Source organism: Thalassomonas sp. RHCl1 (assembly GCF_947387555.1).
GTDB lineage: Bacteria > Pseudomonadota > Gammaproteobacteria > Enterobacterales > Alteromonadaceae > Thalassomonas.
Genome location: NZ_CANDNZ010000003.1, coordinates 98,739 through 115,138, shown reverse-complemented (window position 1 = coordinate 115,138; position 16,400 = coordinate 98,739). Strand labels below are relative to the sequence as shown.

At 39.9% G+C, this 16,400-nt stretch carries 14 protein-coding genes; 7 read left to right on the top strand and 7 right to left on the bottom strand.

Annotation, left to right across the window (positions count from 1 at the left end):
- Positions 1-101: 101 nt before the first annotated feature.
- Positions 102-1,172 carry a hypothetical protein gene (locus tag QL234_RS10950; protein ID WP_281557874.1) on the bottom strand — a complete coding sequence of 357 codons (1,071 nt, stop codon included), beginning with the start codon at positions 1,170-1,172 and terminating at the stop codon, positions 102-104.
- 519 nt (positions 1,173-1,691) lie between these two features.
- On the opposite strand from QL234_RS10950, the gene QL234_RS10945 reads away from it, so the two are divergent.
- Entirely contained in the window at positions 1,692-1,976 is a 285-nt protein-coding gene (locus QL234_RS10945; RefSeq protein ID WP_281557873.1) for a SymE family type I addiction module toxin, read from the top strand.
- A gap of 375 nt (positions 1,977-2,351) precedes the next feature.
- Positions 2,352-2,891, top strand: coding sequence for a DUF6795 domain-containing protein (locus QL234_RS10940; protein WP_281557872.1), 540 nt, complete (start codon positions 2,352-2,354; stop codon positions 2,889-2,891).
- 483 nt (positions 2,892-3,374) lie between these two features.
- On the opposite strand, the gene QL234_RS10935 is transcribed toward QL234_RS10940, so the two are convergent.
- Positions 3,375-3,686 carry a hypothetical protein gene (locus tag QL234_RS10935; RefSeq protein ID WP_281557871.1) on the bottom strand — a complete coding sequence of 104 codons (312 nt, stop codon included), beginning with the start codon at positions 3,684-3,686 and terminating at the stop codon, positions 3,375-3,377.
- A gap of 523 nt (positions 3,687-4,209) precedes the next feature.
- On the opposite strand from QL234_RS10935, the gene QL234_RS10930 reads away from it, so the two are divergent.
- From QL234_RS10930 to QL234_RS10915, 4 genes are all read left to right on the top strand, one after another.
- Positions 4,210-7,119, top strand: a complete 2,910-nt coding sequence (locus QL234_RS10930) for a hypothetical protein (protein WP_281557870.1) — start codon at positions 4,210-4,212, stop codon at positions 7,117-7,119.
- Positions 7,116-8,045 carry a hypothetical protein gene (locus tag QL234_RS10925; RefSeq protein ID WP_281557869.1) on the top strand — a complete coding sequence of 310 codons (930 nt, stop codon included), beginning with the start codon at positions 7,116-7,118 and terminating at the stop codon, positions 8,043-8,045. The genes QL234_RS10930 and QL234_RS10925 overlap by 4 nt, the downstream gene beginning before the upstream one ends.
- 24 nt (positions 8,046-8,069) lie before the next feature.
- On the top strand, positions 8,070-8,678 hold the full coding sequence (locus QL234_RS10920) for an SLATT domain-containing protein (RefSeq protein WP_281557868.1): 609 nt from the start codon (positions 8,070-8,072) through the stop codon (positions 8,676-8,678).
- Positions 8,679-9,086: 408 nt separating this feature from the next.
- Positions 9,087-9,242 (top strand): hypothetical protein, encoded by a 156-nt coding sequence (locus QL234_RS10915; protein ID WP_281557867.1) that lies wholly within the window; start codon positions 9,087-9,089, stop codon positions 9,240-9,242.
- A gap of 258 nt (positions 9,243-9,500) precedes the next feature.
- Here QL234_RS10915 and QL234_RS10910 read toward each other — a convergent pair whose 3' ends face one another.
- From QL234_RS10910 to QL234_RS10890, 5 genes are all read right to left on the bottom strand, one after another.
- Complete coding sequence (locus tag QL234_RS10910; RefSeq protein ID WP_281557866.1) at positions 9,501-9,863, bottom strand: hypothetical protein; 363 nt, start codon at positions 9,861-9,863, stop codon at positions 9,501-9,503.
- Entirely contained in the window at positions 9,860-10,894 is a 1,035-nt protein-coding gene (locus QL234_RS10905; protein ID WP_281557865.1) for a hypothetical protein, read from the bottom strand. The genes QL234_RS10910 and QL234_RS10905 overlap by 4 nt, the downstream gene beginning before the upstream one ends.
- Positions 10,895-11,202: 308 nt before the next feature.
- The gene (locus QL234_RS10900; protein ID WP_281557864.1) at positions 11,203-13,332 is read right to left on the bottom strand and encodes a TonB-dependent receptor; all 2,130 of its coding nucleotides are present in this window, start codon (positions 13,330-13,332) and stop codon (positions 11,203-11,205) included.
- A gap of 381 nt (positions 13,333-13,713) precedes the next feature.
- Positions 13,714-14,631, bottom strand: a complete 918-nt coding sequence (locus tag QL234_RS10895) for a LysR family transcriptional regulator (RefSeq protein ID WP_281557863.1) — start codon at positions 14,629-14,631, stop codon at positions 13,714-13,716.
- 289 nt (positions 14,632-14,920) lie between these two features.
- Positions 14,921-15,838 (bottom strand): alpha/beta hydrolase, encoded by a 918-nt coding sequence (locus tag QL234_RS10890; RefSeq protein WP_281557862.1) that lies wholly within the window; start codon positions 15,836-15,838, stop codon positions 14,921-14,923.
- A 172-nt stretch (positions 15,839-16,010) separates the two neighbouring features.
- Between QL234_RS10890 and QL234_RS10885 the strand changes: the two genes are divergently transcribed.
- Entirely contained in the window at positions 16,011-16,391 is a 381-nt protein-coding gene (locus QL234_RS10885; RefSeq protein ID WP_281557861.1) for a helix-turn-helix domain-containing protein, read from the top strand.
- Positions 16,392-16,400: the final 9 nt, after the last annotated feature.

The following is a 16,400-nucleotide window of genomic DNA, read 5'->3' as shown; positions in this document are numbered from 1 at the left end:
TATAGTTTTCTCAATATGCTACTGAAATAGGAGGGTTACCCTAGCTTAAATAATTATCAAGGAGGACTGTTGTAATAGAGAACCAAACAAAAACATTAATATCAACCGCTTAAATCCTTCATTCTTGCTAAGAACTTACCAGGGCTAGTATGTATGTGTGAAAGTAATTCAAAGGCATCTTTTTCCAATATAACTCTATGGTGGAGCGCTGCAGGTATAAAATTTTCCTTTTGACTCAAGTCGCCAATAATTATAACGCGATTGAGGTAATGTGCAGATGCTAAAGCATCTAACTCCTGTTGGACTGCATCAACTTCGTCAACTTTTACTAGTATAACTGCGGAATGATCAATAAGCTCTTTTACTACATTTAGCCAATCATCATCAGATTGTAATCTGAGAGACCAGGTATTTGTGAGAGCCAATTTTTCAATAGCCGCGGAAAAATCTTCCATTGTATTTGTTGGTGAGTCTGAAAGAGCAACCGTATCATGCAATAATGAAATCCATTTAATTCGGGATATATTTCTAATTTTTTTAAACAAGATGTGAGAATCTAAACTTGAACTTCCCATATATAAAGCTATGGGAAAGTTCATTTTGAAACATACCATTATAAATGTAGCAATGAATAGACTAGCGAAAGCGAAACTAATCAGTGGGGTCCAATAGAGGAGAGCAATAAACACTATTATTAAGAGATAGGGACGATATGACCACCCTTCTCCTGATTTAGTATATAAAAAGCGATACCAACGATAAAACCAGATTTGCCTGATAGTATTGTGGAATTTAGAGCCTAAATTACTATAGTTTCCTACTCTATTTTGTGATTCATTATAACCATGTATATTGCCAGGATGGACTGATATTTCACGTATGACACCATGAATTGTATGAGCTATAACTAGAATTGATATTGAAAAGAATAAAGCTGCTGTTGCACCTTCCCACGCATAATATTTTATCAAGACTACCCAAATCATAAATAAGACTATTAAATAAAGCCATAGGTAGCCATTGAAGTCTTTGTTTAAACTGATTTGGTTAAAGTCGTATTCATCTACTTTCGATTGTGCTTTTAGCCACTTATCAACACCATCCTTGCCAAATTTCACGCCAAGATTCAAAAAAGTTCTCAATAGCAATGCTTTTATCCAATTATTTATCATAACAGACCCACTAAATTTTCGTGTCATCATTTAACTATTTGGTTATGATCGTCATGTATAATTATTGTAAATTGCCAGCTTCTTTTAACTATAGACAGGGTAAATGTATTTAACAGCAAAGCTGCTAGTAAATAAGCGTGAGCTTATATGATCAACTTTACCACTTTTAGGAGCAAACTTTAGCTGTCAAAATAGTTGGGCAGCCGTAAATTAGCTCTGAGATATTGAAAAATATGCAAGACTAAGGCAGTTTTTTTGTCCCTTTTAGAACAAAAAAACAACCTTTCAAATTTACCTAAAAAAAGACCAATTCACTATTGATTTCCCCGTAAATTGGTCTTTCCTTAATAATGCTATCCAAGTCCAAAAGGAAAGCACCTATTGCAACACTCCCACCAATGAACTGCTGCAATAACAACCGTTACTACTAAAGCAAACGTAGTAACTTAAGTCGCAACCCCCGAGTGCTAGAGACACCCAGAGGTTGCTAACCACCACGAACTTCTCAAGGAGTACGTAATGGCTAAATATCATCATACGCCAGAGCCTGCCTCGGCAAAAGTAAAATATCCCATTTATCGGCAACTTACCGTACAGGAAACGGTTTGCAATACTGCGTCGAAAACCCGTGGCATAGGGATTAACTATGTGCCCGTCAAGCTGGAGCCTTGTGTAGTGCTCAGGGGGAAATGGCTGCACCTGGCCGGTTTCCCTACAGGGCAAAAGGTCAGTATTGTTGTCAACCAGGCGGAGCTAGTTATCAGGCCGAAACAGTCGGAGCTAAGCCAGGCTGTTGAAAACTAACCCCGTGCTTTATTGAAAAGCCATAAGGTAAGCTGCTGTATTTTAAACAGGTACAGCAGCTTTATCATGACTGCAGCGATCGGTTCAGAGCAGTCCAACATATAATGCATTGGTCAGATGTTTACGGTAAATACTCAATTCGGCATGTGGGGGCAAATTGGCGTTAAAGGCATGAATTAGTTTGGCTGATGTTTTTTGATGGCTGTTTGTTTATTGAACTAAATAATTGCTTTGATTAATTTAACAACGTAACATTTTAAAAATAACTAGCAAGGAAAAGCTAATGTCTGACTATATGGAGCCTAGTTCTTCGTGTTTCCGTTTTCGTCCCTGCCTTGCCTATTTGCTTTATCCGTATTCAGTCTGGGAGCCGATGTGTTTGGTTGGTTTAAGAAAAAAGAAGCCTACCTTAGTCCTGAAGTTAAAGGGGTAGTGACAGAAAACGGCCAGCCCGTTGCCAATATTCAAGTGTCTCGTTTATTAATTTATGTAGATGAGGTTGAGCGTATTGACCATGTAAAAACTGATGATAAAGGGCAATTTTACTTCCCCGAGAAAACCATAATGTCTCGTATTGCTGTTAATGAACTGGCTGAGCAGCGAGTGTCTCAAGATATCTATATTGAACGAGATAAGCAAACTTATACCCTTTGGGGGGCTGACCAAACGACTTTCAAAGAAGTACCAGAGTACAGTAAGAAACTGTCATCCTTAAATTGTGACTTAACCAATAAGTTAGTCATGTTCGAATTTGCTCACTATAACCCAAACCGTAAAAATATGGCCTCCAGTATTTGTCGATGGCAAGAAGATTATCAGCCATTTTTATTGCATGACGGGGATAAAAAATATTATGTCAATGACGGGGATTTAAATAATTTAACCGAACGAAAAACCGATATGGAAGGATACTAACCATGAATGAAACGCTTTTCTCTGCAACAGCACAGAAGTTTCAATCGTGAATTACATAGCGATTTTATAAAACGCGCAATGCGAGACATCCACAAACCTGCATTTATCCATCAAATACCCCTAAATAGTTTAATAACACCAATAAAACACAGGCAAAACTTGAACTCATGAAAAGCCAGTAAAAACAGCACCTAGAATTTGGTCAAATTTACTCGTATTTTCAAATAGTAAGTCTGAATTGGCGTAAAGGTAAGAAAGCGGGCCTTTTTCTAATTTCCGACTCAAACGGCGGGGTGTTGCCTGTGCTGATGCAACATTAATAATATCCCAGCCACTGGCGTACTCCATACCCAAAGAATTTTTGTTTTTGGTTTTTTCCTTAATTTTCTTACTGTTACTTGTCCAAATAGCACATATAAAACACAAGACAAGAGTATAAATAAGAAGTCAAAAGCTAATAACTTTGAAAATGTACTCATAGTCTTATATTCCTAAAGTATTTATTATAGCGTCGTACCAGTTGCCGCTAGTTTGTTGAAGTGTGTAATTTGCCCCTAGTGATGCTCCGGCAACTGCGCCTACCACCAGAATACCGCCGATAATTAATCCTACCCAGCCTATGGGAGTCGCTGTGATTAAAAAACCAAGCCCATAACTGCCTGCATTAATCATCATAGTTCCGGCAGCTGCACTTGCTATAAAACTGGTGGATTCTATAAAAAGTTGCTTGTGCCAGTTGCCACCGGCTCTATGGGTATTTTGAATATTACCAAGGCGACTCGTAAAGTCGATCACTGCCAGACCGTTACCCAAGAACTTGGTATATTTGGCAAATTGAGCTATTTCGCTGGCTTGTGCCTGATTGGTAACGTCAAGCTTAGTGACATTTCGGCTGCATCGATGATACTTTTTCCTCTTTCCTGGTTGCTCAAAGCGGTGCCTTGTTCTGATTAATTATTCTGCTCGAACCTTTTTTAAGGTGAGAGATTTTCCGTAGTGATGGCACTGGTATGAATGTGGTGGCATCGCATTAGTTTCTGATTATATTATCGGTCGTGTTGCTACTAACAATGTTGCGATAACCTAGGCCTGATTATCATATTAAAAGCTCTTCAATATTGAGTTCCAAGTATGTGCAGACCGAAAACATCTCGGTGAAATCATGGTTGGCAGTGATGAATATTAAACATCCGGAACAAATTTCAAATGATAAAAGTATTCCTGCTGATCTACAGAATTAGTCTTTACTACCCGGTTAAAGACAGGCTTTCACGAGTAAGTTATCTCGTACTTACATTTATCGATTGAGGCTTATGCTATGAAAGTAATACTCAGTTTTATAATATTCATGTCATTATTGTTTCAGGGAGAATTACAGGCCAGTAACAGGGATGCGAGCGACCAAATATGGAAAGACTTCCGCAATATTTTTCCTTATTCATTTCAGGGGATTGCCGCGGAAAAACTGAGCGGGAATGAGTATGTTATCATAGCTTCAGAGCCCCCTCCTCATGTCACCCCGGAAGACTTGGAAACTCTGCTCCCAAACGCTTCCTATAAAAAGCATACTGTTGGTTATAAGGGCTGGGTTATGGATGCCGTAGCTCAGCTTGAACTTACCGATATCAAATATGTTGAACTGATACAGGATCTTCATAAGCTTTACTATGACACGACATATAAAGCCCATGTGATTGATATTGCAAACAGCATCGAACAAAAAAAAGAAACTCCTCAATTAGATTATGAATTTTTCCCAGGCGAGCTTGAGATGTGGTTAAACTCAGGTATGACCAAGGGCGGATATTTTTTTAAATCACTCACGACTGCACAATCGCAAGCTATTTCAGATATTGACCTTGATTACGTAGATGTATTTCATAGTTCACCTTATGGTATGGTAGGGCTTTGGATGCCTGATAATACCGAATTGTCATGTTGTAGAGCCCAACTCAGGCAATTTGCTGTGGACAGCGATTTGATTATTGGTGCTATCAGAAACCAGAGTGGTTTTATACTGCTTGCGCGTGCTCGCCAAGTGTCATTAGAAGCTTTACCTCCATTACGGGCGGAAACGATCTTGCAGTTAAGTCAGGTACGTAGTAATGAGTTGATGCAGACCATAAATCCGGCGACACTCAGTAGTTTTGTTGTCGGTGGCGATAATAACATAGAGCGTTGGGAGCTTAATATTTTAAGCCCCGAGTTAGACAATACAGAATTTGGCATGCTACTCACTATTGCCGATGTATTGCTAAAAAGCTGGTCTTTAAATGGCCTTAATGCTGTGTATGGCTTTCGTGACTATCCCGCCCCCAAATCCTGGGCATTTAAGGAAAATTTAATCACACTTCTTAACGCCGATTCACTTATCTTTAACTATGACTCGGAAGCTGCAGGTTACATTGCCAAAACGGATAACGGGCATACACTGTACGGAGTTAACCGTACAGGTGTGCTTCCCTTGGCATATTTACCGGATGAATTAATTGTTGATGGTACCATGCCTCCTAAAGTGCAAAAAGCTGAGCTTGATGGCTTTGATTGGTTTGCCAAGCAGCAAGATCCATATCTGGTCAGGGTTGTTCAATATACTGCAATATTACAAGCTTTCAGGGCTTGCAGAGAGATAGGGGAAGACTTTGCATCAAGAAAACTACTAGAAAAAGGCCCGTTGATGCAGAGCTATCGCATGATCATTGAGTCTATATTAAAGAAAATCACACAGCTTGATAAAAAGCAATTGATGACACTGGCTGACAACATAGCCGATAACCCACATAATTGGAAACTCTTTAAGCTAGAAGCATTATCTTATAGACCGGGCATATCTCAAGAAAGTTTAAATTCCCGTTACCAGGAGTTTTTAACAGCTTTCAAGCCCAGGTTGTTATTTGATTTACAAAAAATCCAGCGAAGTGCAAAAGGTTTCGAGGCTGCCTGGTCGCAAAGGCTGACCAATGCTCGCTACCTGACTGATGAGGAGACCCAAAATATCTTAGAGTTTGTACGGTCGGGTTTGCCTAAAAGTCAATGGCCGCACTTTCAGGAAAAAAATCTATCTTTGGGAGAGATAGAAACCGTGAGGGGTTTACAATCTACTTTTTTATCACTCTCTAGTGCATTAAGGTTGGATAATTATCTTGCAGCACATCAATCCAAACAAAGTAAATACAGCTGGATACACACGCCCGTCTTGATTTACGACCTGAATAAAGGGATATTGGCTAACTCACAGGGCGGTCACAACCTCAAAACATTTACTGAACGCATCACTGCTTCACCTCTAATGACTCGGGGAAAAATTGAAAGAGGGAGTAACGGTGTCTGGAAAGTACATACTGATGACCTTTCGAAAGTGAGATTTTTGGGGCGGGGTAGAGAGCCTGTATTAATGGCTTCTGCTCCTAAGCCGGTAAGTTTGGCGACAAAATTTTCACTGAATGAGAGTTTTCATTTTTGGGACTCGAAATTTTGGCGGGGCCATACCCGTGCTGTATTGTCTGCCCGGGAAAAAACGTTAGTCCAAGATATCTTTGCCCAGCAGCCAGGTGTTCTGGCGGTTATTCGTAGGAGTGACGGTACGTATCTGATAGATAATGGCAAATTTGTTACAGTAAAACATACCCAGCGGGAGTTAATTGATAGTGTTCAGGATTTGGCAGGAGGTAGAGCCAGATATAATGTGATTACTGCGGGGTTCAAACCCAATGAAGTTGACGGTCTGGTTTATTCTTTAGCTTCGCGTCGAGCTCCCCCGGGAAAAACAGGTCATTTTCGTATAAATCGAGGCGGGCGTGACCCATACCTTTTTAAACTCATTGATGAGCCGTTTTCGCCGAAAAAATTAGATGCAAACTCTGCAAAAGTTAGTCGGTTTAAACCTAAGGCGGGCTCGCTATATGGAGAAGTTGTGTTTCAGGTGAAAGGGCTTCAAGGTCAGCAACGAAACATAAAGTTCTTCGCAAATGCCTACAATAAAATCGTCAAAGCGACTTATTGGACAAAGAAAAAAATATCTGGTTGGTTTAAAAATTCAGTGCAGGAATCTCAAACTGCTTTTGAGTTGAAGCAGAGTCTTACCGAGAAGCTGCGTAATGATTTAAAAGAAACCTTTCCTGGACATAATTTTAAAGATGCCAATATAAAAATCTATATCCCAAGTGAGTTGAGTGGCGAGTACATAACAGAGAAGATAATGAAAGTCCGGGAGGAGTTGTCATCATGACATTAAATGCAGGCAAGCATACTTCCCTAAAGGATTGTACGCTTTGTTTTGGGGTCCCACTGAATAAAGGTGAATATTACGATGCCGCGGATGCGGCACGCTTTGACTGGATTCCAAGCCGCTGTAATGAAATAAGCCAAGTGTATAATATTAGTTATGAACAGGCAGTTGAAAAAGATTGGCGTGATTATCTAGCAAGCGGCATATGTGACATCCTTAATGCCCTTGCTGATACTGCGGAGGCTTTACAGATTGACGTCCGAAGAAATGCAGGTTTGCGAGATGTTCATTATTCGTTACAACATCAAGAAGTAACTATTTTGATTGCTCATTGGCGATCCAGGAACTTTGAGGTTGAAGATATCTTCGATTCTGAGCAGATCATTTGTTTGGCAGATAAAGAGTCTGATTGGACGTATCAAGAAATAAAATATGCACTTAAACGTTATAAAAAACACGCTATAGCCGATACCAGGAACTGGGTGAAAGAATCTTTGTCGTTTTTAGTAGACCGGACTAGGACAAAAAGAGAGAAGCTGGAAAATAATCGATGTTCATTATTTTCCTTTTTTGATACTTCTCCGGATATCGGACGACCATGGCTGGAATATGTGTTGGGAGCTAAATTGCGTCAAGGAGAATCAATGGAGCTTCGCGATAAGATGCATACTGCGGAGTCTATCTGGAAGCTAATTCCTAATGATAAGCACCATATTCTTGATCTTTCCTCCTGTAATGCCACGGAGTTAACACAAATTATTTCTGTTGAGCGGCGATTGTGTCATGCGATTGCTCCTTTTCATACTAAGCATCCACAGCTGGCAGGGCATCTGATAGGCAAGACAATCAATCACTTGAAAGATTGCTCATATTTGGACGCCCGCAGAAAAGCATTGGATGAGATAAAGGTATTGATGGATCTGTGACAAATAGACAGGAGAATGAAACCTATGAATCAATCGAAAACAACAATACCTCCTGATGTAAATGCGTTGCTTGATAAATGGATATCAAATTCTGAAAAATACTCAGCAGCCCATAAGGTTGAGGCAAGCACTCTTAAAAAGCGGCATAGCTTGTTAGGCACATCAAGTATGATATTAATCGCTATTGTTGGTACAAATATTTTCACTGATATTCAGCAAGTGGCTACAACACCCGAATTAAAATGGCTGTTGGCATTTTTAAGCATGGTGGCATCGATATTTGCAGCATTGGTCACTTTTTATAACTTTTCTGAACGGTCGGCAAGCCACCAGTCAGCATCAAAAGAATATGATGACATTGTTTGCCAGTTAGAAATTTTAAAAACATCTGTTATGGCTATGAAGCCCATTGATTGGCGAAATAACTTAACTGCATATAGCCATCATATAGAGGCAATAGGCCGTCGTGTTGAGCTGCCGAGTTCAATGGTGATACATAAAAAGCTTGCTCATAAGCCGAGAGATTTTTCTCTTGGCTCAGGAAAAGGAACAAGAATTATTGTTGAACGAATTCCCAGGGAAGGTTACGTTGAGGAACTTAAGCAGGTATTTATTGCCAGCTGTAATCGGTAAGTAAAATAGTGTTACGGCTAGATCTGTCCTGAATTTTGGTGCCAGAGTTTAAAATAAACATTGAACTCTGGCCCTTACCTATTGATGTTTCTTTTATTTTTATTAAATAAAGCCTGCCTTAGGTAAATTTTTTACGTATGCTTTCGTAATACTTTTGCCTTTTTCTGTGGGGAGCGAATATATCTGGACAGCCATTCAAATTTTCCTTAAAAAAGACAAATTCACTATTGATTTTCCAGAAAATAGCTCTTTCCTTAATAATGCTATCCAAGTCCAAAAGAAAAGCGCTTATAGCAGCACTTCCATGAATGAACTGCTGCTATAACAGGCGTTACTACCAAAGAAAATATAGTAACTTAAGTCGCAACCCTTGAGTGCTAGAGACACCATGGCATAGGGATTAACTATGTGCCCGTCAAGCTGGAGCCTCGTGTAGTGCTCAAAGGGAAATGGCTGCGCCTGGCCGGTTTCCCTGCCAGGCAAAAGGTCAGTATTGTTGTCAATCAGGCGGAGTTCGTTATTAAACCGAAACAAGCGGAGCCAAGCCTGGCTGTTAAAAACTAACCCCGTGCTTTATTGAAAAGTCATAAGTTAAGTTGCTGTATCTTATATCATGAGAGGAATAGCTCACTTGGCTTTGTTCAACACCTAATACACAGGCGCACGCTTACTATAAAGCTTATCCGCTGAGCATTAGAGTTGATGATAAATACACTCTATAAAACCACCAAAATGCGATAGATAGGGTATTTTAGATAAAACTGATATTTTCACATAGCCATAAACATGGCGCGATTAATAATTGCTATCCAGCTTCAATAGTCATAATTTAAAGAAGTAAATTATTGCCCCAGCCCCCCAGAATATTACATTGTTCAACATGAATAAATAGAAGCCGAATGTAAATAAACGCCGGGCCTTCTTAGGAACTTGATCCCTTTTCTCTAATAGATTAATTCGTTTAGCATACCAGTCATTAAAAAATACCGGGCCATAATGTAAACAGCCCTGACCTGCCAAAAGCAAGTTTAAAGAAAAATATCGACGACCATCCTCCAGGATATCCTCAACCTGGGGTAGCCATTTTAATTTCAAGTAAAAAACAAAACCGATCCAAACAAGAAAACTAAGCGCGCTAACACAAATAACAATAAACATTATCCAACTTAATAATTCAGCATTCATAATGACTTCACTTCATATAATTTATTACCAGCCCATTCACCTAGCATACCTCCGGCGTATCCCCCTGCGCTCCCGCCACTGGCACCAGCAACTACAGAACACCAAAAGAAACTTGTACCGCCGGAGGGTAAACTAAACACTAATGTACAGGTGCCCCAAGCTGCCAAATATCCCCCAGCCAGACCGCCTAAAATATTAAGCCCCGCTTTGCCCGACTCGGTATGTTTTGTCTTACTACACGTTGCATCATCACCTTCGATGCAAGCTTTACGGATATTGATACTGGCATCTAAACCCGTTAATGCCATACCAACATAACCCACTCGCTTTAGGTTTTGGGCCATTTTAGTCACGGCTTCATGATTTCGGGCAAACTCAGGTATAGTTTCAGCAATCCCGCCTAGCTTCTTCCACTGTCGGATGGTACTTTTAGAACTTAGTCCAAGATTACGGCGAATATCACCAGAAACAAGTCTTCCGCTAATTTCAGGTTGCGCTACCCGAGCCAAGGCCGCGTCTAAGCTAGCAAAGTGCATTTTTCGCCGTTGAAAAAAGATTTGATTATTCAAATTTCCCTGTCGGTTATAGCTAGTAACATAAGTTTCTTCTATATCCTTCAAAATAAGTTCCACTTGCTTTACATGAGCAGTCCATGAGGTATTTGCAACCCCAAGTAGTAATCCAGAATAGGTACCAATACTAGACAGCAGATCATAACGTTTTGCTAATAACTCCCTTTCTGAATTTGAGAGTTGTAGCAAAGTGAGATCCACTTGTTCAGCAACGGTTAAAAACGCTTGCTCTTCTATCGTGCATTGAGTGGCATCAGCGGGAGAAAGCAGTACCAGCTGTCCGGGCCAAACTTCGCCGTTTTTAATATGAGAATTAACTAGCTTAAAATGCTCAAAAACTATTGGCTTGGGAAAGTCATAGAGGATCATGATCAGCTGATCCACCGGCATTGATTTCTCAACAATATGAATCGCGTAATCTTCAGGGATAGGCGTGGGGGCCAAGTTTGCAGTAGTCATCCTTCATTCCTTTGATTGTAGACTTCAATGTTTTTGATTCTGCTAGCGATGTAACTCACATAGAATAGCGTATAAATAAGCAATGTGGGATATCCGCAACTGTCTTTATTTCCCGTTATTTTTCTGGCAGTGAAGCTCGCTGTGGCCCAGGCTCGGTGTTCTCAAATTTTGCTTTTCGGAGTAAGTAAGCAGCGGATAGCCATTAATTGGCAAGAAGGTAAATTTTGGATGTCCATGTTTGATCGGCGGCTTTTTCCTAAAATCATTGAGTTGGCCGATAAGTTAACTCGTCACAAACTGAGGTAAAACTAAAACCTATAATTCATTTCTAATAATACTTGTCGCCCAGGCTGCGGATAGTCATCAGCAATGCTACCGTTACTTGGCTCTCTTGCTTCAGTATCCAAAGCATTGTTAATAATAATGGCCGCGTCTACTCCTTTAATAATGTCTGTAAGCTGCAACTTACTAGTGATCCATGTATAACTTGCTAACTTGTCTCGTGTATCAGTTATTGCCCGTACTCGATTACCAACCCATTTAGCATTAAGGTTCCATGACCAATTACCTGAAGGTTGCCAAGCAATGCCTAAATAGGCCATGTTTCTCGGTATATCAGGTGTATCAACGCTTGCTTCATTTTCTGATTGAACAACAGAGTAATTAGCATCTAAAGAAACATTATTATATGGCTTCCATTTAAATGATAATTCAGCTCCCTTTCCCTTTAGCTCGCCAATATTTTGCGCTACATTGCCTCTTTGTTCTTCATCAAAAACAAACTTAACTAAGTCTCTCGCGTGATATTTATAGAAACTGGCTGATATCAGCATATTCTCGTTAACGAAATATTCTAAGCCCATGCCTGTTTCGAGCGTTTCTACTTTTTCAGACTGTAAGGATGAGTTACCAAGACCTACAGGGTTATTTTGTGAGTATAATTGTGCAATTGAAGGTGCTTTTATTGCAGTGCCGGCAAAAAACTTCATCGTCAAGGCATCACTAGTTTGCCAAATTAATCCTAACCTTGGGTTTGTCCTGGCTCCGAAATCTGAATAATTATCATACCTTGCTCCCAGGGTGAATTGTAAATTAGGCTGTACCTGCCACTCATCTTGAATAGATAAATAATAGAAATTTCTCTTAACATTAGGTAAATAAACATAAGGCGTACCGCTAACATCGGTTAAACGACCGGTTACCACGGTTTCAGTTCCTAAAAGTACACTCGGGCCAAAGTTTTTACGTTCAGTGGCATTAAACTTTAAGCGCTCATAACCCGTTTCCCAGCGAAATAAGTGGTTTTCATTAATATTAAACAAATGGGTTAGCCGGTATGCTGTTACATTCCCTCCCGATGATGGCGTACCTATATAACCATCACTAAATAAAGCCACAGTTGTCGGAGTCGAAAAATCCAGGTTACCGTCAGCCCCAATCGGTAACACGCTGCCTGCCGGGAATACATTTAAGTACGACTGATTCCATTGGTTTTTATAACTAAATGTTGCAATTAAATTGCTGTCAACATAATCGCTTAAGTCATATTTGGCCAAATACTGATTATGCTTTGTTGAAGCACTCCCTTTTGAATCCAAAGCTTGTGCAATTCCTCCTCCTAAACCCATATCAAAGTTTCGCCAAGTGAAGTAATTTAAACTTAACTTATGCCAACGCCACTTTGCCATTGCACTCATTACTTCATAGTGTTCGTCAATTGGCCCTGGAGCTTGTGATGCACTCGTAGCAAAAATACTGTCAAAAACCGATTGCAAATCAGTGTTAATAATTCTTTTGGGGTCATCATTTGACTTGCTGTAATCAAATGATAATTGTAAATGGCCATTACCTATGAACAATTCATGCTTAGCAAACAGATCATAGCTATCAAAACTACCAATGCGTCCGCCAACGTTTGTCTTCATCTCATTTTGTTGATAGGAGACCAAATTAATAATACCTGCAAAGGCATCCGCACCATAAACGGCTGAACCAGGCCCTTTTATTACCTCAATTTGTTTGAAACTTGTAAGTGGTAAATGAAAACCGTTGGCAATACCACTACTTTGCATGTTGTAAAAAGGCTCACCATCTATCAGTATTTTAACTTGAGAAGAGTAATCTCCGGACAAACCACGGATTATGAATTGTTTATGATTATATTGGATCTGTGATTCACTGACATGCACGCCTGGCACACTTATTAAGACATCTGACAGAGTACGCGCTCCACGAGCTTGCAATTCGTCATTAGTGATAATAGTTACTGTTGCCGGAGCTTTGCTTGTTTTCTGCTTAAACCCTGAGGCGGCATAAACGACAGATATTTTTGATAGTTCTTCAAGTGACATATTAAAAAGTAACTTTGTTTCTTCGGCATAAAGAGCAGGAGCCACAACAAGCCAAATAATACAAAAAAACATTCTTGTTATAGTCATATTGATAATGACCACCGCTAAACTTTAGGTTAGCTTTAAGTTTAAGAGCTATCTGGTTATTAGCTAGGCTAATTCAACATGCAAGTGCACCAAAACCCATGAGATATTATTAATTAAAACTCTTCCGAATTAAAAAAGGTTATGTGGATGGCAAATAAAAAACACTTAAATACCCTTAAATGCTAAGCGATTATATGAAGATGGTGTTGAGGTGATCCGCATAACTTCAGCCCGAAGAGCAAATAAGAATGAACGTAGAATGTATGAAAAAGGACATTTTCAGCATTGGTTTAAGAAAAAAGAAGACTATCTTAGCCTGAAGTTGAAGGGCTAGAGAAAGAAAACGGCCAGCCCGTTGCCCGGCTCAAAGCCAGGCATAACCTAGACGATACGAGAAGTGCCACTGCCTGAAGCTGCATCCATATGCGCAGAAAATAGTTCAACGACTTCTTTAACCGCTGGCATCAGCAATGTTTCCGGTTTTACTAAACAGTTGCATTGCCATAAAACGTCGACTGGAAAATTAACTTTAACCAAATCACCATTTGCTATTTCGTCCCGAAACAAAGATTCCAGGCCAATGGTAATAAAATCAGAATCAGAGATGATGGTTTTCGCCATTGAATAATTGTCGCAACGAATATCAGGCAAAATCTCCGCATCCTTTACAAAATCAAGCAATTCACTTCCCATTTTACGGGGTAGATGGGGAGCAATAATGCGGTATTGTTTTATTTTTTGCAGGGGGACTTGATTATACTGGCAAAGGTCGTGTCCGGAACGAACCATAAAAACGAGTTTTTCCGACATGGTTAACGGGGCAGTAAAATCTCCGGCTAATTCGTCTGTCAGGAAAGGTCCAATCGCTATATCTATCTGGCTATTTTGTAACTGATTAATCAGCACTTCGGGGGATTCTGTAATCACTGAAACTTTGAACTGATATTCTTTTTTGGCAAAGTCGAGTAGCATCTTAGGCAGGATTAACTGCTCCACTATTGGCCCGACGCCAATGCGAATACGACCACCGACCATATTAGCCATTAATTCCAAATGACGCTGGATAATTTGCAGTTGCGTTTCTAAATTCTCTCCTTCTTTTAGTAAAAACTTGGCAGCTTGGGTCGGCACCATACCGACACTATTACGATTGAACAAACTCAATGCGAGTTTTTGTTCAAGGCGGCTGACTTTTTTGCTTAAGGTTGGCTGCGACATATGTAAAACTTCTGCAGCACGGTTAATGCTACCAACTTCATTGATAACTTTAATTAGACGAATGTCTGATATATCTATCATGGTTGCCCCAAAAAGCGAGTAAACTCGTTAGCATTATGTTCATTCTTAACAATTAACCTTAGCTAACGTAAGTGAGAGCATAATTCACAAGTGATAATTTGATACGGTAATATTTATTCATTTTTAATTGCATTAACAATCAAAAATCTGGGGTTAATCAGGCTCTGACAAGCCTGTGAAATATCTTTAACCCTTTGTAAAAATGGCCTGATAAACACAGTCGCAAAATATAATTTGCCCACTGCAATTTATACTTTGGAAAATAACTACTGACGCTTGACCACCGGTGCTACTTATATTTTTTGTATTCATGCAGGCACCAATGGGTTAGGGCATCAACGTATTCCTCACCCGCATCTTCAGATGAAAAATGGGACGCATTTTCAAAAATAACCACTTTGTTATTGGGAATTGCCTTGGATAAGACATCTGCGTTTTCTACTAAAACAAACGGATCTTGTTTGCCCCAGGTGATAAGAGTAGGGACTTTGATATCTTTCAATCTTTTTTCAATCCAAGGTAGTTCGGTTGAATAAGTCGCAAAGAAACTAATAGAGCTTCGATGGCTTGCATCGTTATGAGTAATGTCATAGTACTCTTTGATCGCCCGCCTGGAGGGACGGTACCGGTAGTATCCTTCTTTAACTGCCGTTAAAAAATTAGTCTTCATAACTGACTTTTTATTTAAGCCTTTTGCTAGCCACCTGACAAAACCAAACTTAATCACGGCCATCAAAATAGGAGACAGCTTGGGCGGATAAGTGCCGGGGCCATCAAAAATATTGATACTTTCAAAACGTTTCGGGTGATTAATTACTGCTGACAGTGTAATAGGCACGCCAACATCAGGCCCCACCAGATGTGCTTTTTGAATCTTAAAGTGATCCAATACCCGGATGATCACTTGCCCCAGGTTGCTAGGTGACATATCGCTTTCTTTGGCTTTAGATAAGCCGAAACCGGGTATGTCAAAGGCAATCACATTAAAGTGGGCGGAAAACTTTTCTAAAGATGACTCCCACATGCGAATACTTTGAGGCAAACCATTTAGGAGTACAAGAGTCGGGGCATCCTGCTTTTCTTTGTATAGGTATCGTATATCAAAACCTCCAACTTTAATAAAACGGGGTTCAAATGCATCTAATGCCGGTTCGCGCTTATTGGATGAATAATTGTTCAGTGCTTTGTTGAGTAATGCCTGGCTCATATTGCTGCCTTATAAACTTTTTCAAAGGAAGACAAAGATTAATCCGTTACTTTGCTATTGATATTGAATATTGGTTACTAATATATACTAAGGTACAGTATTGATTGTTGAATCACAATAAGGCACTATATTGGTGCTTAGTTACCTTTTAGTAACCCATGAGAGAGGCGATATGGCTGAGAGTAATAAAACGGGAAAAAGAATCTTTTTACAAAGTGAGGACTGCCCCATTCGTAATGTCGTTGCTCAAATAGGCGATAAGTGGTCGATATTGATTATATTTAGCCTGGCTGATGGCCCTGATCGCTTCAATTCTCTGAAATCCAGAATTGAGGGGATATCACAGCGCATGCTAACGCAAACCTTACGGGACCTGGAAAGGGATGGATTTGTAAAACGTACTGTCTACCCTGAAGTTCCGGTTAAGGTGGAATATGAATTAACCGAGCTTGGAAGAGGGTTATGCAAGTCTGTTTGGGGACTTGTATCCTGGGCGAATACGCACCATGACGAGATTAAAGCGGCACGCCGCAATTACGATAACAAACCATAAACAGCCGGC

Coding starts and splice junctions, on each gene's coding strand:
- QL234_RS10950 (WP_281557874.1), bottom strand. CDS start 1,172: ATGATAAATAATTGGATAAAAGCATTGCTATTGAGAACTTTTTTGAAT.
- QL234_RS10945 (WP_281557873.1), top strand. CDS start 1,692: ATGGCTAAATATCATCATACGCCAGAGCCTGCCTCGGCAAAAGTAAAA.
- QL234_RS10930 (WP_281557870.1), top strand. CDS start 4,210: ATGAAAGTAATACTCAGTTTTATAATATTCATGTCATTATTGTTTCAG.
- QL234_RS10925 (WP_281557869.1), top strand. CDS start 7,116: ATGACATTAAATGCAGGCAAGCATACTTCCCTAAAGGATTGTACGCTT.
- QL234_RS10920 (WP_281557868.1), top strand. CDS start 8,070: ATGAATCAATCGAAAACAACAATACCTCCTGATGTAAATGCGTTGCTT.
- QL234_RS10910 (WP_281557866.1), bottom strand. CDS start 9,863: ATGAATGCTGAATTATTAAGTTGGATAATGTTTATTGTTATTTGTGTT.
- QL234_RS10905 (WP_281557865.1), bottom strand. CDS start 10,894: ATGACTACTGCAAACTTGGCCCCCACGCCTATCCCTGAAGATTACGCG.
- QL234_RS10900 (WP_281557864.1), bottom strand. CDS start 13,332: ATGACTATAACAAGAATGTTTTTTTGTATTATTTGGCTTGTTGTGGCT.
- QL234_RS10895 (WP_281557863.1), bottom strand. CDS start 14,631: ATGATAGATATATCAGACATTCGTCTAATTAAAGTTATCAATGAAGTT.
- QL234_RS10890 (WP_281557862.1), bottom strand. CDS start 15,838: ATGAGCCAGGCATTACTCAACAAAGCACTGAACAATTATTCATCCAAT.
- QL234_RS10885 (WP_281557861.1), top strand. CDS start 16,011: ATGGCTGAGAGTAATAAAACGGGAAAAAGAATCTTTTTACAAAGTGAG.